Origin of the sequence: Kitasatospora sp. NBC_00458 (assembly GCF_036013975.1) — a bacterium.
Lineage (GTDB): Bacteria > Actinomycetota > Actinomycetes > Streptomycetales > Streptomycetaceae > Kitasatospora.
The window spans coordinates 4,100,508-4,120,040 of the sequence record NZ_CP107904.1; the positions used below are offsets into that span (position 1 = coordinate 4,100,508).

The following is a 19,533-nucleotide window of genomic DNA, read 5'->3' on the forward strand; positions in this document are numbered from 1 at the left end:
GCGGCACGCGGTGGAGCGGCGCGGCGGGTACGGGGACTACCGGGCGCGGTGCCGACCGCCGGACGGCACCGGCGGGGTCTGCCGCTCGTCGGCCCCGGCGGCGCCCACCGGCTCGGCGGACCGGGCGGCCGCCCCGGACCGGCGGGCGCGGAGCAGCTCGACGGCCACCGGGATCACCGAGAGCAGCACGATGCCGACCAGGATCGCCTCGATGTTCTCCCGGACGAACGGGATCTGTCCGAGGAAGTACCCGAGCACGGTGACGCCGCCGCCCCAGAGCACGCCGCCGATGACGTTGTAGAGGACGAAGGTGCGGTAGTTCATCCTGCTCACCCCGGCCACGATCGGGGTGAAGGTGCGGACGATCGGCACGAACCGGGCCAACACGATCGCCTTGGGCCCGTGCCGGTCGAAGAAGGCGGCCGCCTTCTCGACGTTCTCCTGCTTGAACACCCGGGAGTCCGGCCGCCGGAACAGGCTCGGCCCGACCTTCCGTCCGAACAGGTAGCCGACCTGGTCCCCGACCACGGCGGCGAGCACGATCAGGGTGCAGACCAGCCAGAGCGGCTGGTGCAGGTAGGTGCCGTCGGCCACCAGCAGGCCGGTGGTGAAGAGCAGGGAGTCACCAGGGAGGAAGAAGCCGATCAGCAGACCGGACTCGGCGAAGACGATGGCCAGGATGCCGACCAGGTTGAAGGTGGAGATCAGGTAGGTCGGATCGAGCCAGGACGGGCCGAGGGCGAGACTGGTCACGGGGCGGACTCCTGAAGGGTCGACTCTTGGCAATGAAACAGTAAAGCATTCACCAAGAACTCCCCGAACCCGCAGGTCCGCCCCGTGGCCCGCGCGGGCCGGGCGCCCATGCCCCGTGGGCGCCCGGGACCCGCAGCCGCCTACAACCCGTACCGCTGGATCACGTCCCGGTGCCGGTCGGTGTCGACGCCCGCCTCCTCGGCCAGCTCCAGCCACGACACCGGGTGGGGCCAGGAGGAGGTGAGGCGGTGGAGCAGGGCGTCGGCGTCGGCCGCGCGCGCCGCCGGCGGCACCGCGAGGGCCGCGTAGATCCCGGGCAGCTCGCCGTCCTCGTCGGCCGGGTCGGTGATGGCGTAGTGGTCGCCGCTGTAGGCCCAGACCCCGTACCCCTCGCCCCGCAGCCGCTCGCGCAGCTCGGCCCAGGGCCCGTCGCCCGGCCAGGCGCCGTCCACCCAGTAGGTGGTGTACCCGGCCGGGTCGAGCAGGGTGAGCTGGGCGAACACCGGGCGCCAGCGCCGCTGCTCCTCCTCCGGGGCGGAGTCGGCGGGCGGCTCCTCCAGCAGCGCGGGAGCGAAGACCACCACGTCGCCGTGGTTGAGCGCCACGTCGTCGCCGAGCACCGGGAGGATCCGGGCGGTGGCCGGGCCGGTGCGGACGGCGGGCAGGTCGACGGTGGAACCGTCCCGCCGGACGGCCCGGACGGTGACGAGCTGCCACTCCTCGTCCACCGGCCCCTCGGGCTCGTCGAACCCGATGTCGAGCAGGGCGCCCGTGGAGCGGACCACGGCCCAGTCCCGGTTGACGGTGGCGGCGGTGATCAGGTGCCAGAGGTCGGCCTGCCCGACCGCCCGGTGCCGCTCCTCCTCGGACACCGCGTCGGCGGGCAGCGCGTGGGCCAGGAGGTCCTGGTAGTAGCGCTGCGCCTCGGCGTGGTCGCCCAGCTCGGTGGCCGCGCCTGCGGCCAGCCGGCGGGTGTTGATCCGGTCCGGGTGCACGGCGAGGATCGCCTCGCACTGCTCGATCACCTCGGCCCAGCGGCCCTCGGCGGCGGCCCAGCGGGCCCGGACCCAGTGGCCGTCGGCCGGGCTGGTCCCGGACAGCCGGTCGGCGAGCCGGCGCACCCCGTCGGCGTCGCCCGCGTGGATCAGGGCGGCACCCAGCTGGGCGGGCAGCTCCGCCCCGGTCGGGTCGGCGTCCAGCTGCCGCCAGAGCAGGTCGGCGGCGGCCCGGGGGTGGCCGAGGTCACCGATCACGCCGGCCAGCAGGAGGACCAGCGGGGTGGCGCCGGCCCCCTCGCCCCGGTACCGGTCCAGGGCGACGGAGAGCAGGTCGGCGCCGGCCTCGAAGGGCACCCCGGCCTCGGCCAGGTGGCCGACCAGCTGCTCCGGCGGGACCGGCAGGTCCGGACGGGGCAGCGCCTCGGCGGCCGCGCGGAGCTCCGCGACCCGCTCGGCGACGCCGTCCCGCTTGCGCAGCGAGTCCAGCTTGCGCTCGCCGGTGGCGGCCAGGGTGAGCGCGACCGTCCGGGCGCCGCGGGCCAGGGCCAGCCGCCCGGCGGCGAGCAGCAGGTCCACGCAGGGGCGGTGCGATCCGGTGCCGTCGAGGTAGCCCACCCAGCCGGCCAGCGCCGCGCCCAGCTCGGCGTCGTTCTCCCGGGCGCCGGCCGCGACCAGCAGCTCGACGGTGGTGGTCCAGGCCGACCGGAGGTCCGCGTGCCGCTCGGCCTCCGCCAGGTCGGGCAGGAGGGCGGTCGCCTCGTCGGTGCGGCCGAGCGAGGCGAGGGCCCGGGCCCGCAGCAGGGCGCCCCAGCGGCGGTCGCTCTCGTCGACCTCGCGGCCGCGGGAGCGCTCGGCCTGCTCGGCGGTGTCGAGCAGGGTGAGCACCTCCTCGTGCCGGCCCAGCAGGTGCAGGGTGCCGGCCCGGGAGTGCTGGAAGTGGAGGGACAGCTGCTGGCCGCCCGCCAGCATCCGGCCCGCCGCGGCGTCCAGGTAGGTGAGCGCCTCGGCCGGGCGGCCGTCGTCCTCCAGGGCGTCCGAGTACTCCCGGGAGAGGCAGTCGAAGCAGGCCCGGGCCGGTTCGATCCGCTCCAGCGTCTCGCTCAGCACGGCTAGCCGCTCGGGCACGTAGCCGGGACCGTCGACCCTGGCGTGGCAGATCGCGAAGTCCTGGACCACGCAGACGGACTGCGGGCAGTCGGCGGTCTGCTCGCGGTGCGCGAACTCCAGCAGGTCGACCGCCTCGGGGAGCGCCTGCTCGCCTTGGTGGCGCTTGTTCAGCAGGTTCTGCATCCGCCAGTGCCGCAGGTAGACCTCGACCCAGGGCAGGTCGAGGCTGCGGGCGGCGGCGACCGCCTCGGGGTAGACGGCGTCGAGCTGGTCGTTGCGGCCCTCGTTGGCGTGGCCGGGGAGTTCGTAGATGGCGTCGGCCAGCCGGCGGTGGCCGGCCTCGGCCAGCTGCCGGTGGGTGTCGTGGACCCAGGCCCAGATGTCGGTGCTCATACCGCTTCCGTCTCCCCCTGCGGGTCGTGCGCTGTACTGGTGGGCAGTGTGGCAGGCGCCACTGACAAGTCGTTCGCCGACGACGCTTCCGCCGTCGGCGGGACGGGTGGTGCGGGTGGTGCGGGCGGCGCGGCCGCCGTCGCTCCGGACGGGGCCACCGGTCAGCCCTCCCCGGCGAGGTCGCCGGGGGTGTCCGGGACGGCGGGCAGACCGGGCGGGACGGCCGCCGTCAGCGCGGAGACCGCGGTGCCGATCCCGCCGAGCGCGGCGGTGAGGTCGCCGGTCGCACCGGCCGCACCGCCGGGCGAGGCGGCCGCCATGATCACCTTGAGCGAGCGGAGCAGCCCCGCGGCCGTGGCGCTGCCGGTGTGGCCGGTCCGGTAGGCGGCCAGCAGGTCCTGGACGGCCGGGCAGGCCAGGTTGAGGTAGAGCCGGGCCCTGACCCCGCCGTCGGTGCGGGCGGTGAACGCCCGGGCCAGCCGCAGCGCGGCGGACGGGATCCGGGCGTCGGCCTGGTCGTCCTCGATCCGGGCCTTCAGCTCGGCCTCCCGGTCCGGCACCAGGACGAGCGGCAGTCCGGCCGGGTCGAACCGGGCCGGGACGAGCTGCTCGCCCGGATCGGTGAGGGCGGCCGCCAGCCAGGCGCTCTCGTCGGCCGGCAGCGGGCGCTCCGGGTCGCGGAACAGCTCGCGGTTGCCGCTCTCGCTGCCGAGTTCGACCAGCCGGCACTCCCGCAGTGCGGCGTAGCGGCGCAGGAACGGCAGCACCGCGTACCGGTCGCCCCGCGCGATCGGCACCTGCATGGCCCGGTAGAGCATCTCCTCGAAGCCGCCGTCGGAGCCGAGCGCCACGTGCACCGCGCCCCCGCCGGCCGCCCGCAGCGCGCCCGCGGTGAGGTCCCCCTGGGAGGTGGGCACCGGGACGTCGTCGGCGAGCAGGGTGAACAGCCGGTCGTCGCAGAGCGCGGCGCCGAGCAGGTCCTGGCCGTGCCGGGCGAGGATCCGGCGCCAGACCGCGGGCCGCAGCCGGGCGGTCTCGTAGAGCCCGTCCACCACCGCGTCGGCGAGCGCCTGCCGGAGGGCGCGGTAGTGGTCGTCGCGCTGGAGGTCCTCGCGGCTGGCGGTCGGGGTGAGCCGGCTGGACTCGACCACGCCGCCGATGAACCCGGCCCAGTCGGGCAGCAGGTCGCGGGCGTCCTCGGAGAGCAGCATGCCGCGCAGGTAGACGGCGAGGTCGCGGTTGTCGCTGCTGCCGTAGGTGCCGCCGTCCTGCACCCAGAGCAGGCCGACGGCGTCGGTGCCGGCCCCGGCCGGGCCGTCCTCGACGGGGTGGACCGGGAAGGCGGTGAGCGGTTCGAAGCGGCGGCCGAAGGCGGCGGCGAACCGCATCCGGGCGGCGTACGCGTCGCCGCCGGCGGTCCGGCCGCCGCCCGCGGCCGGGTCGCCCGCGCGGGCCCCGCCTTCGCCGTCCGGGCCGGTGCCGGCGGCGGGCTGCCGCCAGGGCACCGGGACGCCGTTCACTGGCTGCTCGTCATCGCCGACGTGGACCGGGACGGGCAGCAGGACGCAGTACCGGCCGAGCACCTCGCGGAGCACGGACTCGTCGGCGAGGTGGGCGTGTTCGGTCTTCAGGGCGAGCTCGACCAGGGTGCCGGGGACCGGCCGGGCCGGGACCGGCTCGACGCGGTACTGCTCGCCGCCCCGGCTGCGGTAGCGGTGGCCGAGCAGCGGCTCGCGGTGCGAGGTGGTGGTGACGGTGACCTCGTCGGCCACCGAGAAGGCGGAGAGGAAGCCGAGTCCGAAGGCTCCGATCAGCTCCCGGCTGCCGGTGAGGTCGCGCAGCATCCGGGTGTAGCCGGTGCCGACCGTGGCCAGGTAGGCGTGGATCTCCGGTTCGGTGAGCCCCGCGCCGGTGTCCTCTATGCCGACGGTGCGGCGGGCGGCGTCGGCGCGCACCCGGATCAGCGGGCGGTGCGCGCCGTCCGGGTCCTCCAGCCTGCGCCGGGTGTGCGAGTCGTGGGCGTTCTGGACGAGTTCGCGCAGGGCGACCAACGGGGTGGAGTAGAGGTGGGTGGCGAGGACGTTCACCAGTCCGCCGAGATCGACCTCGGTCGTACGCAGATCCTCGGCGGGGGCATGGTCGGGCTGGAGACCTTCAGACATGGGTCCCCAGTGTGCCAGTGCGACTATCCGGCGACCATTTCTTTCCCAAGACAGGGGCTCGGTCAACCCGGAGTTGACAGCCGAACGACCCTTCCGCACCCGGATGACATTTCAACTCCGGTGCACTGCAAGGCTTTTGAAGGAACCCCTACAAATGGGGGCCGATCCGGCGGGAACCGCGGGAAAGCCCTTCCGATGACACCATCGGGCGAATTGCCACCCATTCGGTGGAGTTCGTCCGCAGTGCTGGTGAATCCTGGTCGTGCGACGTCAGGCAACGGCGCTTCGGGGCGGCCACCCCGGAACGCGCCACCATTCGCACTCCACCATCAGGAGACCACCGTGTCCCGTATCCGCGCAGCCGCCGCCGTCACCGCCCTCGGGGCCTTCCTCCTCGCCGGCATCGGCACCGCCCACGCCGACAACGGCGCCGGCGCGGACCACCACTCCAACAGCAGCGTGGTGAGCAACACCGGCTCCAACAACATCATCGGCAATGTCCACGGCAACGTGGTCACCACCCAGCAGACCGCCACCGGCTCCGGCGCCAGCAACCAGAACAACGGCCTCGCCGTGGCCGGCAACTCCGGCAACGTCGGCGCGCTGCAGGGCAACGGCAACCTCGCCGCCCTGATCGCCCCGCACTTCGGCGGCTGAGCGGCGCTCCGCTCCTGAGCGCACCCGCCGATCCGCGGCCGGGTGCCCGCCCCCACCACCGGGGCGGGCACCCGGCCGCCGCCGTCGGGCCCCGCCGGGCTCTCCGGCCTCGCCGACCCCTTCGGCCCCTTCGGCCACGACCGGCCCGGTCAGGGTCCGATGCCGAGGACGGCCCGGCCGAGCCCCAGCAGGCAGTCGCCGAGGTCCGGCCGGGCCCCGTGCGGACCGTTCCGCACCCCGTCGTTGACCAGCGAGAACAACGCGTGCACCCGGATCCGCGCGGCCACCGCGTCCTCCTCCGGGCGGACCCGGCGGAGCAGGTCGACCCAGGTCCGCAGGAAGTCCCGCCGGAAGTCCACCGCCGCCCGCCGGTCCGGCGGCGCCAGCCGCCCGGTCTCGCTCAGCATCACACCCAGGTAGTCGCCGTTCTCCAGGGCGAACCCCACGTACGCGGCCAGTCCCGCCTCCAACGCCGCCCCCGGACCGCCCGGCTCAGTCGTGATCGCCCCTCCGACCCCGTGCCAGAGCCGCTCCCGGCTGCGCACCAGCGCCGCCGCCAGCAGCTGCGCCTTGCTGTCGAAGTGCCGGTACACGCTGGGGCCGGAGATGCCCGCGGCGGCGCCGAGCCGGTCGGTGCTGACGTTGTCGAACCCGTGCCGGTGGAACAGCCGCACGGCCGCCTCCAGCAACTCCTCCCGGCGCGGCCCCGCCCCCGGCCCGTCGGCGGTTCCGGCCGGTCGGGGGCCCGACGGCCCGGACCGGGGATCCGCGGACCGGGGGTCGGCCGGCCGGGGGTCGGGCACGGTCCGGTCCAGTCGGACCGCCAGCACCGCCGCGAGCAGTTCGCGGAGCAGCCGTTCGGCCCGCCGCGGCTGCGGGGCGGCCGACTGGTAGGACAGCCCAGCCCCGGCCGACAGCGCCGACCAGCAGATCAACTCGGCGTCGCCGGGCGCGAGTCCGGGACGCTCCGCGCGGAGCACCGCGACCATCAGCGCCACGTCCGCGCGGAGTTCGCGGCGGAGCGCCGCCCGCCGGTCCGGCGGAAGCAGCCGGGCGTCCCGCTGCACCAGCGTGCCCAGTGGCCGGTGCCCGACCGCGACCGCGGCCAGCCCCGCGCCGAGGGCGGCCGTCGAGTCCGCGGCGCGGACCGCGTCGGACAGCGCGTCGAGGCCCATCCGGACGGTGCGGTCGAGCAGTTCGGGCTTGCCGCGGAAGTGCCGGTAGAGCGCGGGCGCGGTGATGCCGACCCCGGCGGCGACCTCGGTCATCGAGACCCGGTGGTAGCCGTCGCGGTGGAAGCGCTCGGCGGCCACGGCCAGGATCTGCGCCTGCCGGGCGCGTGCCGGCGGTCGTCTCACCACCACGGCGCCCACTCCCCTCACCCACGCCCCCGCCGACCGGCCGGACGGCCCCGTCCCACCGGCGTCCGGCCCTCGTCCGGAACGCCGTCCGGAACGCCGTCCGACGTCGACCGGCGAGGCTAGCAGGGATTCACTTCACGGCCCTGGGACACCCGTCCGCCGGGCTCCGGCAGCGGCGCGGACGGGGGCGTTCCGGCCCCGCTCCGACCCTGGACAGTCGAAGCTACCGGGGATTAACTTGTGGGGCGATCACCCGGCCGGCCGGCCGACCACCGGCGTCCGGTCCACCGCGTCCGGCCCACCGAAGGGAGCGCCGTCGTGCGCCGCACCGTGTTCACCGAGGACCACGAGGCCTTCCGGGAGACCATCCGGGACTTCATCGCCAACGAGGTCGTCCCCGTCTACGAGAGCTGGGAGGCCGAGGGCCACCCGCCGCGCGACTTCTACCGCAAGCTCGGCGACCTCGGCGTCTACGGCATCGAGGTGCCCGAGGAGTACGGCGGCGCGGGCGAGAGCGGGTTCAAGTACCAGGCGGTGGTCGCCGAGGAGACCGCACGGGCGGGCGTGAGCTTCGGCTCCTCCGGCGTGCACACCGGCCTGGTCCTCCCCTACCTGCTGGAGTACGCGACCGAGGAGCAGAAGGGCCGCTGGCTGCCCGGCTTCGTCTCCGGCGACATCATGACCGCCATCGCGATGACCGAACCGGGGGCCGGCTCCGACCTCGCCGGGATCACCACCACCGCCCGGCTCTCCGAGGACGGCACCCACTACGTCCTCAACGGCGCCAAGACCTTCATCACCGGCGGCGTCCTCGCCGACCTCGTCCTGGTGGTCTGCCGCACCTCGCCGTACGACCCGGAGAACCGCCGGGCCGGCCTCTCCATCCTCTGCGTGGACACCGCCTCCCCCGGCTACAGCGTCGGCCGCAAGCTGCAGAAGATCGGCCTGCGCACCTCGGACACCGCCGAGCTCGCGTTCGCCGACGTCAAGGTGCCGGTCGAGAACCTGCTCGGCGAGGAGGGCCGGGCGTTCGCCTACCTGACCCACAACCTGGTCCAGGAGCGGCTGGCGATCGCGGTCGGCGCGTACGCGGCCGCCGCCGCGGCGGTGCGCTTCGCCGTGCAGTACGTCAAGGACCGGAAGGTGTTCGGCAAGGCGGTCGCCGAGTTCCAGAACACCAAGTTCACGCTGGCCGACTGCGAGGCGCAGGTGGTCGCCCAGCAGTCGATGGTCGACCGTGCGCTGGAGCTGTACCAGAACGGTCGGCTGACCGTCGCGGACGCGGCGGCGGCCAAGCTGTTCTGCACCGAGTCGGCGTCCGGCGTGATCGACAAGTGCCTCCAGCTGCACGGCGGTTACGGGTACATCCTGGAGTACCCGATCGCCCGGCTCTACACCGACAACCGGGTCTTCCGGATCTACGGCGGCACCAGCGAGGTCATGCGCAGCATCGTCGCCAAGTCGCTCGGGCTGTAGCCGGCCGGCGGCCTGCGACGGGACCGGTGGCCCGCGACGGGGCCGGTACCGCGAACGCGCCCGTGAGCGGCGGCCGTCCGCGGGCCGGGGACCGGCGGGCGGGCCCGGCGCCGCCGCGGCCGCCCCTCCGCGCGGATGGGGCGGCCGCACGCCGGGCCCGGACCGTCCGGCCGTCCGGACCGCCCGACCGGCTCCGGTCGCTCAGTTGGGCGAGTGGTGCTCGGTGCGCCACGCCTCCCAGCCGGCCGCCGAGGCCACCTTGGCCTCGCGCAGCGCCCGTTGGGCCAGCTCGGTCGGCGGGGTGTCGAGACCCCGCACCCAGGTGCGGCCGGCCGTGGCCAGGGCCGCGCACACCATCACCGCGCCGGCCGCCCCGAGCAGCGCGCCGATGCCCGTGAGCACCGCGCCGCCGGCCAGCAGCGAGCGGTTGACCTGGAATCCGCTGAGAAAACGCTCGTTGGTCGCCATGCCTCCACCATGGGTGCAGCCGGCCGCCTCCGCACGCCGAGTGGTCCCGCACGGTGACGGGCGCGCACCGCGCTCCGGGTGCGGGCGTGCGGCGCGTCCGCGACGCTGGGCCGGAGGAGACGGCCCGGCCGGATCCCCGGCAAGCCCGCCGGACCCGGACCGCCCGCCGCAGGAGGACGCGTGATGGTCGATCTCGAACAGCTCGTCGCGGAACACGCGGCGAAGGCCGCCGAGAGCCCGCACGGCCGCAGCGCCCACCTGGTGCTGCACGACGGCGTCCTGCGGCAGACCGTGATCGCGCTGACCGCCGGCACCTCGCTGGACGAGCACAACGCACCGGCCGCCGCCAGCCTCCAGGTGCTCCGCGGCCGGGTCTCGCTGACCATCGCCGGGCGGCGGGTGGAGCTGTCGGCGGGCCGGCTCCACCCCGTACCGCAGGAACGGCACGGTCTGCTGGCCCACGTCGACTCGGTGGTGCTGCTGACGACGGTCACGGTCTGAGCGCCGGACCGCCCGTCAGCCGGCGGGACCGGGCCGGTCCGCGGCGGGGCCGTGCCAGTCCGCGCCGGCGGCACCCTTGAGCACCGATCCGCCGACCAGCTCCAGGCCCCGCAGGAAGTCCCGGCCGCCGGGTGCGAGCTCGGGCGCGGCCAGCCACTGCCCGGCCATGCCCACCAGCAGCGCCTGGTAGAAGATGCCGCGGGACATCTCCTCCTCGGTGTCCCGGACCTCGGGCAGCCCCTGGAACAGCGCGGCGAGGCCGAGCCGTCCGCCCTTCTGCGCCTCGGCGAGCGCGTTCCGCAGCTCCGGCACCCGCTCCACCTGGACCATCGCCTCGAACTGCGCGGCCCAGAGGCCGCGGTGCTCGGCGATGGTCTCCTTCACGCCGTCCCAGACGGCGACGAACCGCTCCTCCGGATCGTCCGACGCCTCCCCGGCCCGCGCCACCACGGCGGCCAGCCGGGCGCCCCACTCCCCCGTCGCCTCGATCAGCGCGGCGTTGAGCAGGGCGTCCTTGGAGCCGAAGTGGTAGCCGATGGCCGCCAGGCTGACGCCGGAGGCGGTGGCGATGTCCCGGGCGGTGGTGCGCCCGTAGCCCTTCTCGTACAGGCAGCGCTTGGCGCCGGCCATCAGGTCCTCGCGATTTCCCATGCTCCGAATGCTACGTCCATCCGGACGGACGTCTGGCACGGTCGTCTCGCACGGTCGTCTCGCACGGATGATTCAGACGCTCGTACTAGACAAGCGTCTGACACGACCGTACTGTTTCCCCCATGACCGCAACCACCGGCCGCGCAGGCCGTCGCGAATGGATCGGACTCGTCGTCCTCCTGCTCCCGACCCTCGTCCTCACCATGGACATGGGCGTGCTCTTCTTCGCCGTCCCCTACATCTCCACCACGCTGGCGCCGAGCGGCACCGAGCAGCTGTGGATCATGGACATGTACTCGTTCCTGCTCGCCGGACTGCTCATCACGATGGGCGCGCTGGGCGACCGGATCGGCCGCCGCCGGCTGCTGATGATCGGCGCCACCGGATTCATCGGCGCCTCGGTGCTCGCCGCCTACGCGGACGGCGCCGGCCAGCTGATCGCCGCCCGCGCCCTGCTCGGCGCCGCCGGCGCCACCGTGATGCCGTCGACCCTCGCGCTGATCCGGAACATGTTCCACGACCCCAAGCAGCGCCAGATCGCCCTCGGGGCCTGGGGCGGCGTCCTCACCACCGGCGCCACCCTCGGTCCGGTCGCCGGCGGCCTGTTGCTGGACCACTTCTGGTGGGGCTCGGCCTTCCTGCTCGCCGTCCCGGTGATGGCCCTGGTCCTGCTCGCCGCCCCCGCCCTGCTGCCCGAGTACCGCTCCCCGCAGCACGGCCGCTTCGACCTGTCCGGCGCGGCGCTCTCCCTCGCCGCCGTCCTCCCGCTGGTCTACGGCGTCAAGACCCTCGCGGTGGACGGCTGGAGCCTGCTCCCCGCCCTCGCCGTCCCGGTCGGCCTGCTCCTCGCCGGCGCCTTCTACTGGCGCCAGCGCACCGCCGCCCAGCCGCTGCTCGACCTGAGCCTCTTCCGGATCCGCGCCTTCAGCGGGGCGATCAGCGTCAACACCGTCGCGATGTTCGCGATGATGGGCTTCACCCTCTTCACCTCGCAGTACCTGCAGCTGGTCAAGGGCATGAGCCCGCTGACCGCCTCGCTCTGGTCGCTCGTCCCCAGCGTGGGCGTCGGCGCGGCCGTCGGCGTGAGCTCGGCGCTCGCCGGGAAGGTCCGCCCGGCGGTCCTGATGGCCGGCGGCTTCCTGGTCGGCGCGGCCGGCTTCGGGATGATGACGCAGGTCGGCGCGGACTCCCCGCTCGCCCTCATCCTCACCGCGGCGGGCGTGCTGGCCGCCGGCACCGTCGGCACCATGACCCTCACTGCCGAGATGGTGGTCTCCGCCGCACCCGTCGAGCAGGCCGGAGCCGCCTCCGCGACCTCCGAGACCGCGGTCGAGCTCGGCAGCTCCCTCGGCATCGCGCTCCTCGGCGCGGCCGGTGCCGCCGTCTACCGCTCCCGGCTGGACGGCGCCCTCCCGGCCGGACTGGACGACACGGCCGCCCACACCGCGCAGGACACCCTGGGCGGCGCGGTCACCGTCGCCGCCCACCTGCCCGGCCGGATCGGCACCGACCTCCTCGACACCGCCCGCGCCGCCTTCACCGACGGCCTGCACGTCGCCGCCGTGGTCGGCCTGCTGTTCGCGGTCGCCGCCTCCCTCCTCGCCTACCGCCTGATGCGCCACCTCCCGGCGCGCCCCGCCGTCTGAACCCACCGCCTGCGCGCGCCGTCCGAACCCGCCGCAGGCCCCGATCCCGCACGCGCGTCATCAGGAGCCCCCGCCCGGTCACCCCGGGCGGGGGCTCTCGCCTTCCCCGCCCCGTCGCCCTCGGCCGGCGCTGCCCCGCCCCGACCGGCCCGGGGGATATCCGGGTGCACCGGACCGAACGGACGTGCCAGGCTTCCCGTATGTCGGACGAGGCGAACCACGGTCGGGTGCGGGCGAGTTACGACGCCGTCGCGGAGGAGTACCGGGAGCGGCTCGGGGGCGAGCTCGCCCACAAGCCGGTAGACCGGGCCCTGCTCGCGGCGGTGGCCGAGGAGGCCGCCGGCGGCACGGTGGCGGACCTGGGGTGCGGCCCCGGGCACGTGGCCGGGTGGCTGGCCGGGCAGGGGGTGACGGCGGTGGGGGTGGACCTCTCGCCGGCCATGGTGACGGTCGCGCGGCGGGACCACCCGGGGGTGGAGTTCAGGGTCGGCGACCTGCTGCGGCTTCCCGCGTCCGACGGGGAGTTCGCCGCCGGGGTGGCGCTCTACTCCGTGATCCACCTGGAGGCGGACGAGCTGCGGCCCGCCTTCGAGGAGATGCGGCGGGTGCTGCGGCCGTCCGGGGTGCTGCTGGTCGCGTTCCACCTGGGCAGCGAGGTGCGGCGGCTGGACGAGTGGTGGGGACACCCGGTCGACGTGGACTTCCACTTCCTGGATCCCGAGGCGGTCGCCGGGCTGCTGCACGAGGCCGGGTTCACGGTGACGGCCCGGCTGGAGCGCGGCCCCTACCCGCAGGAGGCGGAGACCCGCCGCGGCTACCTGCTGGCCCGCCGGGACTGACCGGTCGCCGGGGCGGCGCGGGGCGACCGGCCACCGGGACCGAGCGCCGCGACCGGCCGCCGGGGCCGCCCGCCTCCCGAGCTGCGGGGAACCGGGCCCCGTCCTAGGGTCGGCGGGGAGCGCCCGCCGCAGACCCGCACCGTCCGGATCCGGCCGAAGGTCCGGCGCCGAACGGAGGCCCGATGCCGCAGCCGGAGGAGGAACCGGCCCGACCACCGGCCCGGCCCGCGGGCGAACCGGACGACGGACCGCGCAGAGGACCGGACGACGACCCGGACGACGGGCCCGCCGGCGTCCCCGGGGTCGGCCAGGAGCCCGACTACCGGTTCACCCTGGCCAACGAGCGGACCTTCCTGGCCTGGATCCGCACCGCGCTCGGCCTGCTGGCCGGCGGCATCGCCGTGGACCAGCTCACCCCCGACGTCGCGCCCGCGCCCCTGCGGGTCACGCTGGCCGTGGTCTGCGCGCTGGGCGGGGCGGTGCTCGGGGCGACCGCGTACCGGCGGTGGACGAAGGTGGAGACGGCGATGCGGACCGGTGCCCCGCTGCCCCGGACGCCGACGCTGCTCGTCCTCTCGGTCGGGGTGGCCCTGATCGCGGCGGTGTTCTGCGGACTGATCATCGGGTACGGGGGCTGACCCGGCCCGGCCCGTCGTTCCGGGCTGAGCACTGCCCCTCGGCCGCTCCCCCAACATCTGGTTTTTGACCAGCGTTTCCCGGCCGGTGTATACGTTCGCCGGTACAGGCAGGCATACTGGCCAGGTCGGGCGCTTTGCCCAACTGTGACGGACGCCTCTACACAAGAAGGGACCGGTGGCCAGGGATGCTGCGGAACGGTCTTGAGCCCTGGCACGTGCTCGTGGTGCTGGCTGTCGTAATCCTGCTGTTCGGATCGAAGAAGCTGCCGGAGATGGCCCGCGGCCTCGGCAAGTCGATGCGGATCCTCAAGGCGGAGACCAAGGCGATGCGCGAGGACGACACCCCCGCCGCCGATGCCGCCGCGGGCACCGCGCAGAGCACCGCCGCCCCGGCCCAGCCGGCCGCCGCCCAGCCCGCGCAGCCGGCCGCCGAGCAGGCCCGCCCCGCGGTCACGCCGACCAACGTGACCAAGGCCACCGAGGCCCCCCGGTCCACCACCACCGCCTGAGACCGGCCCCGTACGCGGGCCGTCCGAGCGTCGTCCGAAGCCCCCGCCACCACGGCGGGGGCTTCGTCGTGTCCGGGCTCCGCCGCGCCTGACACCGTCCGCCACCCCCGCACCCGCTCACCGGACCTCTCACCGGGCCGTGACCCGCCACCCGGCCACCCGGCCTGAGTGGCCGTCCCGACTGGCCGTCCCCCTTGATCCGTTATCTCCTGTTATGTACCAACCGGAGGAACGGAGTTGAGGCATGCCGACGAACGAGCCGGCCGACGGCCCCGGAGACCAGCCCGACCGGCCGACCCCTCGGCAACCCGCTCAGCAGCCCGCGCAGGACCCCGCCCGGCAGCCCGCTCAGCCACCCGTCGACCCGCCCGCCCCGCCGCCCGGCGACCGGAGCTCCGACGAGCTGGCCGAGCTGCGTGCCCGCCTCAGCGCCGTCGAGGACCACGACGCGCGGCTCACGGCCCAGCTCAAGGCCCAGGCCTCCCACCGGCACCACCGCGTCCGGTCCTCCTTCGCCGTCTTCCTGGTGCTGCTGGCCTGCGTCCTGACGCCGCTGAGCCTGGCCGCCGCCTGGACCAAGTCCCAGATCACCGACACCGACCGGTACGTGGCCACGATGGCGCCGCTCGCCCGGGACCCGGCGATCCAGGCGGCGGTGACCAACCGGGCCACCACCGAGATCATGAAGCACATCCCGGTCGAGTCCCTGCTGGAGTCGGCCGCCCCCGACGACCGCCCCCGGCTGAACGCGCTGATCGCCCCCCTCAGCCAGGCGCTCACCAGCGGGCTCACCGGTTTCGTCCACGACCGGGTCCAGCAACTGGTGGAGAGCGACGCCTTCGCCACCGTCTGGACCGAGGTCAATCGGAACGCCCACGCGGCCATCGAGAAGATGCTGACCGGCCACGGCGGCGGCGCGATCGAGATCAAGAACGACACCGTGGTGCTCGACCTCGCGCCACTGATCGACCGGGCGAAGACCCGTCTGATCGCCGACGGCCTGTCGGTCGCCTCGAAGATCCCCGAGGTGCACACCGACTTCACGCTGGTCCAGTCGGACTCCATTCCCAAGGTCCGGACCGCCTTCCGGCTGCTGGACCTGGCCGGATTCTGGCTGCCGGTGCTGACGGTGGCCTGCGCGGTCGGCGGCGTGCTGCTGGCCGTCCGGCGGCGCCGGGCCGCCGTCACCGCCGCGCTGCTCGTGGCCGGCGGCGCGCTGGTGCTGGGCATCGGGCTCACCGTCTTCCGGGCCGTCTACCTCGACAAACTGCCGGCCGGCGTCGACCAGGCGGCCGCCGGGGCGGTGTACGACACGCTGATCCGGTACCTGCGGTCGGCCGTCCGGGTGGTGATCGCGCTCGGCCTGCTGGTCGCCCTGGGCGCCTGGCTCAGCGGCGCCGGCCGGTGGGCCGTCGCCGCCCGGGGCATGTGGGGGTCCGGGCTCGGCGCCGTCCGGAACAGCGCCGAGCGGGCCGGGCTGCGGTTCGGGCCGGTCGGCCGGTTCGTGCACCGGTGGAAGGCGTGGCTCGGCTGGGCCGCGGTGGCCGGCGCGGTGCTGGCGTTCGTGCTCTGGAGCTACCCGACCGCCCTGGTGACGCTCTCCCTGGCGCTCGGACTGCTGGCGGTGCTGGCGGTGCTGGAGTTCCTGGACGAGCCGGGCGGCGGCGCGGGGCACCCGGCCTGAGCGGCCGCGGCGCGCGGTCCGGGGGCGCGCGGGCCCGGGCCCGGCCCACCCGCCACCGGCCTGAAGGAGGAGGCCCGGGATCGGCCTGAGGGACGATCAGCCCGGCCGCCCGCCGCCCTACGCTCGACAGCGTGTGGGGAACGCGAGGGATCGGACTGAGGTTGCTGCGGCCCGCGCTGGTGCTGTCCGGGCTCGGCTACCTGCTGCTGGCGGACGGCCCGGGCGGACCCGGCCGGCTGGGCGCCGCCGACTGGGCGGTGGGCGTGGGCGCGCTGCTGCTGGCGGCCGTCGGCGGGCGGTGGCCGTTCGCCGTGGCGGTCGGCCAGTGCGCGCTGGCGGTGCCGCTGGTCGCGCACACCGTGCAGGTCGAGGTGAAGGTCGGTACCGCCGCGGCCTTCTTCGACCTCGCCGTCCGCCACTGGGGCCCGCGGGTCCGGTGGGCGGGCGGCGCCCTGCTCGCCGTCCAGCTCGCCCACGCGGCCGGCGGGCTGCCCGGCAGCCTGGCGGGCGCGCTCTACCGGGCGGCGGTGGTCGGCGGCGTCCCGGTGCTGCTGGCCGGCTACATCCGTTCGGCCCAGCAGGCCACCCGGACGGCCCAGGCCCGGGCCCGCGAGGCCGAGCGGAACCGGGACCTCGCCGAGTGGGGCGCCCGGATGGGCGAACGCGCCGCCATCGCGCGCGAACTGCACGACATGGTGGCCCACCACCTGGCCTCCACGGTGCTGCGGGTCGGGGTCGCCCGGCACGTCCTGCCCGCCACCGACCCGCGGATCACCGCCGTCCTCGACGACGTGCACGCCTCCGCCACCACCGCGCTGGCCGACCTGCGGCGGCTGCTCACCGCGCTGCGCGAGCCCGACGCCGTCCGGCTGGCCCCGCTGCTCGCCGACACCGCCGACCTCCCGGCCGCCGTGCACGGCGTGGTGGAACGCTCCCGGCAGGCCGGGCTGCGGATCGACGCGGACATCGGCGGGCGGCTCGCCGAGCTCGACGCGCTCGGCGGCCTGACGGTGCTGCGGCTGGTGCAGGAGGGGCTGGCGAACGTCACCAAGCACGCCGGACCCGCCGCCCGGGTCCGGCTGCGGGCCACCACGGAGGACGCCCGGGTACGGCTGGAGCTGGAGAACGAACTGCCGGAAGGCACCGCGGGAGAGGGACGGACGGACATGGACGGCGGGCACGGACTGCTCGGCATGCGCGAACGGGTGGCCCTGGTGGGCGGGACGATCGAGACCGGCCCGGTGCCGGGCGGCTGGCGGCTGGCGGCCTCCTGGCCGTTCCCCCAGGCGCCCCTGACGGCACCCCCGACCGGGTCGGTGCCGGCTCCCGCACCGTCATCACCCGCGCCGGCTCCCGCACCGCCACCCGCGCCCTCGTCCCGGGTCCTCGGCGGTGCCGCGTGACCGCCGCCCCGGCCGGCCGTGCCGCGCCGGACGGCGCCCGGACCGACGGCGCCCGGAGCGACGGCACCCCGCCCGGCGGCACCCCCGCCGTCAGCGTCCTGATCGTCGACGACCAGCAGCTCGTCCGGGCGGGCGTCCGGATGCTCTGCGAGTCCGCCCCCGACCTCACCGTGGCCGGGGAGGCCGCCGACGGCGCCCGCGCCGTCGACCTGGCCCTGCTGCTCCGCCCGGACGTGGTGCTGATGGACCTGCACATGCCCGGCACCGACGGCATCACGGCCACCCGTGAACTCCACCGGCTGCTGCCCTCGACCCGGACCGTCGTCCTCACCACCTTCGACGACGACGACCGCCTCTACCCGGCACTCGCCGCCGGAGCCTGCGGCTTCCTCGCCAAGGACGTCGATCCGGCCGGTGTCCTGGACGCGGTCCGCCGGGCCGCGGCGGGCGAGAGCCCGTACAGCCCCGACGTGCTGCGCCGGGTGGTGGCCCGGGCCGCCTCGGACTGGACCGGCGAGGACGGCCGGCGGCAGCCGGTGGCCCGGTTCACCGGGCGTGAGCACGAGGTGCTCCGGCACATCGCGGACGGACTGTCGAACATCGAGATCGCCGAACGGATGCACCTCGGGGTGACCACGGTGAAGACGCACGTCTCCAACCTGATGGCCAAGACCGGAAGCCCGAACCGGGTCCGGCTGGCGGTGCTGGCGATCCGGCAGGGACTGGCGGGCTGAACCCGGCCCGCCCGTCCTCCCGGGCCCGCGTCCCCGGACGGAGCAGTCCGGCGGGCGGACGCAGGGCGGCGTACCGCAGGCTGGCGGGGATGTCCGCCGACCAGCAGCCGCCTCCGCCCCCCGAGCAGCCGCCGCAGCGCCCGGCACGGCAACCGCCCGAGCCACTGCCCGAGCCGCTGCCCCCGGACCGCGTCGACCTGCGGGCCTGGGGCCTGCTCCTGGGCTCGTTCACCCTGCTGATGCTCGGCTACTTCACCCTGCCGCTGCGCACCCTCGGCGACGACCGCCCGGTGCTCAGCTGGCTGGTCTTCGCGGCCGCGCTCGTCCTGCTCTCCGCCCTCCTGCTCGCCCGGATCGCCGACATGCTGCGCGGCACCGGCCACCACCCGGGCGTCTGGCTGGTGTTCCTGATCTGCCTCGCGCTGACCGTCTTCGCCGGCAGCTACTACGTCCTCGCCGCCCATCCCGGCGAGTTCGACGGCCTGGAGACCCGGCTCGACGCGCTCTACTTCACGATCGTCACCATGGCGACGGTCGGGTACGGGGACATCACCGCGGAGGGCCAGGGACCGCGCATGGTGGTGATCCTGCAGATCGTCTACAACTTCGTCTTCCTGGCGGCCGCCGCCGGGGTGCTGAGCCGGCAGGTCCGCACCGGCGTCGAACAGCGGGTGCGGCGGCACGGCCCCGGTTGACCCCCGGCCCGCCACCGCCCCGCCCCGCCTCCGCCCCGCCCGGCCTCAGCGGCTCGTGTCGATGACGCAGAACCTGTTGCCGTCGGGATCCGCCAGCACCACGAAGTCCGGGTCCTCCGGGTAGAGGTCCCAGTCGACCCGCCGCGCGCCGAGGCCCACCAGCCGCTCGACCTCGGCCGCCTGCTCCGCCGCGTCGTCGGCGTACAGGTCCAGGTGGACCCGGGGGTGCTCCTGGACCGGCGACTCGCTGCGCCCGAGCGCCACCTGGACCCCGGCCCGTCCCGGCGGCGGGACCAGCACCACCCAGCGGTCCCCGGCCTCCTCGCCGTCCCGCGGCGCGAACCCCAGGGCCGCGCCCCAGAACTCCGCCGCGCGTCGCACGTCCGCCACCCCGAGCACCACCGAACCGATCTTCAGCATGCGCGTGATTTTGCCAAACGGTCGACCGATCGGGGGCCGGACCCGGATAGCGTCGGGACATCCACCGACCCGAAGCGCGAGCTTCCACCGGAAAGAGGCATGCCATGAGCCAGGTCGACCTGTTCCGCACCGCCGGCGCACTGCCGCAGGCCTGGAGTTCGCACGCGCTGGGCGACGTGGGCACGGCCCGGGTCAAGGTGCTGCGGATGGACGGGACCCCGGTCCCGGAGGAGGCGCACGGCGGCGCGGAGGCGCTCGTGGTCCTCGACGGCCGGCTGGAACTGACCGTGGAGGGCGCGGACCTGTCGGTGGGTCCGGGCGAGCTGTACCTCGTACCGGCGGGCGCCCGCCACACCGTCCGGGAGGGCAGCCGGGGCACGCTCCTCATCGTGGAACCGGCAGCGGGGTGACGGCGGGCCGTGGGCCCCCGGCGAACGA

The 19,533-nt window shown here is 75.3% G+C and carries 19 protein-coding genes; 12 read left to right on the forward strand and 7 right to left on the reverse strand.

The features are described from left to right. Positions 1-36: 36 nt before the first annotated feature. The 3 genes from OG550_RS16755 to OG550_RS16765 all read right to left on the reverse strand — a co-directional run bounded on the left by OG550_RS16755 (position 37) and on the right by OG550_RS16765 (position 5,413). On the reverse strand, positions 37-753 hold the full coding sequence (locus tag OG550_RS16755; RefSeq protein ID WP_327678342.1) for a DedA family protein: 717 nt from the start codon (positions 751-753) through the stop codon (positions 37-39). Positions 754-893: 140 nt separating this feature from the next. After that, a complete protein-coding gene (locus OG550_RS16760; RefSeq protein WP_327678345.1) occupies positions 894-3,251 on the reverse strand; it encodes a hypothetical protein in 2,358 nt (785 codons plus the stop codon). Between the two features lie 161 nt (positions 3,252-3,412). Then, positions 3,413-5,413 carry an ATP-binding protein gene (locus OG550_RS16765; protein WP_327678347.1) on the reverse strand — a complete coding sequence of 667 codons (2,001 nt, stop codon included), beginning with the start codon at positions 5,411-5,413 and terminating at the stop codon, positions 3,413-3,415. A 342-nt stretch (positions 5,414-5,755) separates the two neighbouring features. Between OG550_RS16765 and OG550_RS16770 the strand changes: the two genes are divergently transcribed. Beyond that, positions 5,756-6,070: a hypothetical protein gene (locus tag OG550_RS16770; RefSeq protein WP_327678349.1), complete on the forward strand. Its 315-nt coding sequence runs from the start codon at positions 5,756-5,758 to the stop codon at positions 6,068-6,070. 149 nt (positions 6,071-6,219) lie between these two features. Here OG550_RS16770 and OG550_RS16775 read toward each other — a convergent pair whose 3' ends face one another. Next, complete coding sequence (locus OG550_RS16775; protein ID WP_327678351.1) at positions 6,220-7,434, reverse strand: TetR/AcrR family transcriptional regulator; 1,215 nt, start codon at positions 7,432-7,434, stop codon at positions 6,220-6,222. Between the two features lie 315 nt (positions 7,435-7,749). On the opposite strand from OG550_RS16775, the gene OG550_RS16780 reads away from it, so the two are divergent. Next, positions 7,750-8,907, forward strand: coding sequence for an acyl-CoA dehydrogenase family protein (locus OG550_RS16780; protein ID WP_327678353.1), 1,158 nt, complete (start codon positions 7,750-7,752; stop codon positions 8,905-8,907). A gap of 201 nt (positions 8,908-9,108) precedes the next feature. Here OG550_RS16780 and OG550_RS16785 read toward each other — a convergent pair whose 3' ends face one another. Then, positions 9,109-9,375 carry a hypothetical protein gene (locus tag OG550_RS16785; protein ID WP_327678355.1) on the reverse strand — a complete coding sequence of 89 codons (267 nt, stop codon included), beginning with the start codon at positions 9,373-9,375 and terminating at the stop codon, positions 9,109-9,111. Between the two features lie 183 nt (positions 9,376-9,558). Between OG550_RS16785 and OG550_RS16790 the strand changes: the two genes are divergently transcribed. Next, positions 9,559-9,876 (forward strand): cupin, encoded by a 318-nt coding sequence (locus OG550_RS16790; protein ID WP_327678357.1) that lies wholly within the window; start codon positions 9,559-9,561, stop codon positions 9,874-9,876. Positions 9,877-9,891: 15 nt separating this feature from the next. Here the strand turns inward: OG550_RS16790 and OG550_RS16795 are convergent, their stop codons facing one another. After that, complete coding sequence (locus tag OG550_RS16795) at positions 9,892-10,527, reverse strand: TetR/AcrR family transcriptional regulator (RefSeq protein WP_327678359.1); 636 nt, start codon at positions 10,525-10,527, stop codon at positions 9,892-9,894. A gap of 122 nt (positions 10,528-10,649) precedes the next feature. Here OG550_RS16795 and OG550_RS16800 point away from each other — a divergent pair, with 122 nt between their 5' ends. The 8 genes from OG550_RS16800 (at position 10,650) to OG550_RS16835 (ending at position 18,675) form a co-directional block, all read left to right on the forward strand. Continuing rightward, positions 10,650-12,173, forward strand: coding sequence for an MFS transporter (locus OG550_RS16800; protein WP_327678361.1), 1,524 nt, complete (start codon positions 10,650-10,652; stop codon positions 12,171-12,173). Positions 12,174-12,373: 200 nt separating this feature from the next. Then, the gene (locus OG550_RS16805; RefSeq protein ID WP_327678363.1) at positions 12,374-13,012 is read left to right on the forward strand and encodes a class I SAM-dependent methyltransferase; all 639 of its coding nucleotides are present in this window, start codon (positions 12,374-12,376) and stop codon (positions 13,010-13,012) included. A gap of 182 nt (positions 13,013-13,194) precedes the next feature. Further along, positions 13,195-13,650 carry a YidH family protein gene (locus OG550_RS16810; protein ID WP_327678365.1) on the forward strand — a complete coding sequence of 152 codons (456 nt, stop codon included), beginning with the start codon at positions 13,195-13,197 and terminating at the stop codon, positions 13,648-13,650. Positions 13,651-13,835: 185 nt separating this feature from the next. Beyond that, positions 13,836-14,159, forward strand: coding sequence for a Sec-independent protein translocase subunit TatA (gene tatA, locus OG550_RS16815; protein WP_327678367.1), 324 nt, complete (start codon positions 13,836-13,838; stop codon positions 14,157-14,159). 244 nt (positions 14,160-14,403) lie between these two features. Beyond that, positions 14,404-15,843, forward strand: coding sequence for a hypothetical protein (locus OG550_RS16820; RefSeq protein WP_327678369.1), 1,440 nt, complete (start codon positions 14,404-14,406; stop codon positions 15,841-15,843). A gap of 131 nt (positions 15,844-15,974) precedes the next feature. Continuing rightward, positions 15,975-17,246, forward strand: a complete 1,272-nt coding sequence (locus tag OG550_RS16825) for a sensor histidine kinase (protein WP_327678371.1) — start codon at positions 15,975-15,977, stop codon at positions 17,244-17,246. Continuing rightward, a complete protein-coding gene (locus OG550_RS16830) occupies positions 17,243-17,980 on the forward strand; it encodes a response regulator transcription factor (RefSeq protein ID WP_327678372.1) in 738 nt (245 codons plus the stop codon). The genes OG550_RS16825 and OG550_RS16830 overlap by 4 nt, the downstream gene beginning before the upstream one ends. A gap of 89 nt (positions 17,981-18,069) precedes the next feature. After that, a complete protein-coding gene (locus tag OG550_RS16835; RefSeq protein WP_327678374.1) occupies positions 18,070-18,675 on the forward strand; it encodes a potassium channel family protein in 606 nt (201 codons plus the stop codon). 45 nt (positions 18,676-18,720) lie between these two features. On the opposite strand, the gene OG550_RS16840 is transcribed toward OG550_RS16835, so the two are convergent. Next, positions 18,721-19,095, reverse strand: a complete 375-nt coding sequence (locus OG550_RS16840; protein ID WP_327678376.1) for a VOC family protein — start codon at positions 19,093-19,095, stop codon at positions 18,721-18,723. A gap of 104 nt (positions 19,096-19,199) precedes the next feature. Here OG550_RS16840 and OG550_RS16845 point away from each other — a divergent pair, with 104 nt between their 5' ends. After that, positions 19,200-19,505: a cupin domain-containing protein gene (locus tag OG550_RS16845; RefSeq protein ID WP_327678378.1), complete on the forward strand. Its 306-nt coding sequence runs from the start codon at positions 19,200-19,202 to the stop codon at positions 19,503-19,505. The last annotated feature ends 28 nt before the right edge of the window (positions 19,506-19,533 follow it).

What these genes read in the sequence shown, in the direction of transcription:
- OG550_RS16795 (WP_327678359.1), bottom strand. Translation starts at nt 10,527, where the DNA reads ATGGGAAATCGCGAGGACCTGATGGCCGGCGCCAAGCGCTGCCTGTAC.
- OG550_RS16810 (WP_327678365.1), top strand. Translation starts at nt 13,195, where the DNA reads ATGCCGCAGCCGGAGGAGGAACCGGCCCGACCACCGGCCCGGCCCGCG.
- OG550_RS16785 (WP_327678355.1), bottom strand. Translation starts at nt 9,375, where the DNA reads ATGGCGACCAACGAGCGTTTTCTCAGCGGATTCCAGGTCAACCGCTCG.
- OG550_RS16760 (WP_327678345.1), bottom strand. Translation starts at nt 3,251, where the DNA reads ATGAGCACCGACATCTGGGCCTGGGTCCACGACACCCACCGGCAGCTG.
- OG550_RS16765 (WP_327678347.1), bottom strand. Translation starts at nt 5,413, where the DNA reads ATGTCTGAAGGTCTCCAGCCCGACCATGCCCCCGCCGAGGATCTGCGT.
- OG550_RS16845 (WP_327678378.1), top strand. Translation starts at nt 19,200, where the DNA reads ATGAGCCAGGTCGACCTGTTCCGCACCGCCGGCGCACTGCCGCAGGCC.
- OG550_RS16835 (WP_327678374.1), top strand. Translation starts at nt 18,070, where the DNA reads ATGTCCGCCGACCAGCAGCCGCCTCCGCCCCCCGAGCAGCCGCCGCAG.
- OG550_RS16800 (WP_327678361.1), top strand. Translation starts at nt 10,650, where the DNA reads ATGACCGCAACCACCGGCCGCGCAGGCCGTCGCGAATGGATCGGACTC.
- tatA (WP_327678367.1), top strand. Translation starts at nt 13,836, where the DNA reads ATGCTGCGGAACGGTCTTGAGCCCTGGCACGTGCTCGTGGTGCTGGCT.
- OG550_RS16790 (WP_327678357.1), top strand. Translation starts at nt 9,559, where the DNA reads ATGGTCGATCTCGAACAGCTCGTCGCGGAACACGCGGCGAAGGCCGCC.
- OG550_RS16805 (WP_327678363.1), top strand. Translation starts at nt 12,374, where the DNA reads ATGTCGGACGAGGCGAACCACGGTCGGGTGCGGGCGAGTTACGACGCC.
- OG550_RS16840 (WP_327678376.1), bottom strand. Translation starts at nt 19,095, where the DNA reads ATGCTGAAGATCGGTTCGGTGGTGCTCGGGGTGGCGGACGTGCGACGC.
- OG550_RS16820 (WP_327678369.1), top strand. Translation starts at nt 14,404, where the DNA reads ATGCCGACGAACGAGCCGGCCGACGGCCCCGGAGACCAGCCCGACCGG.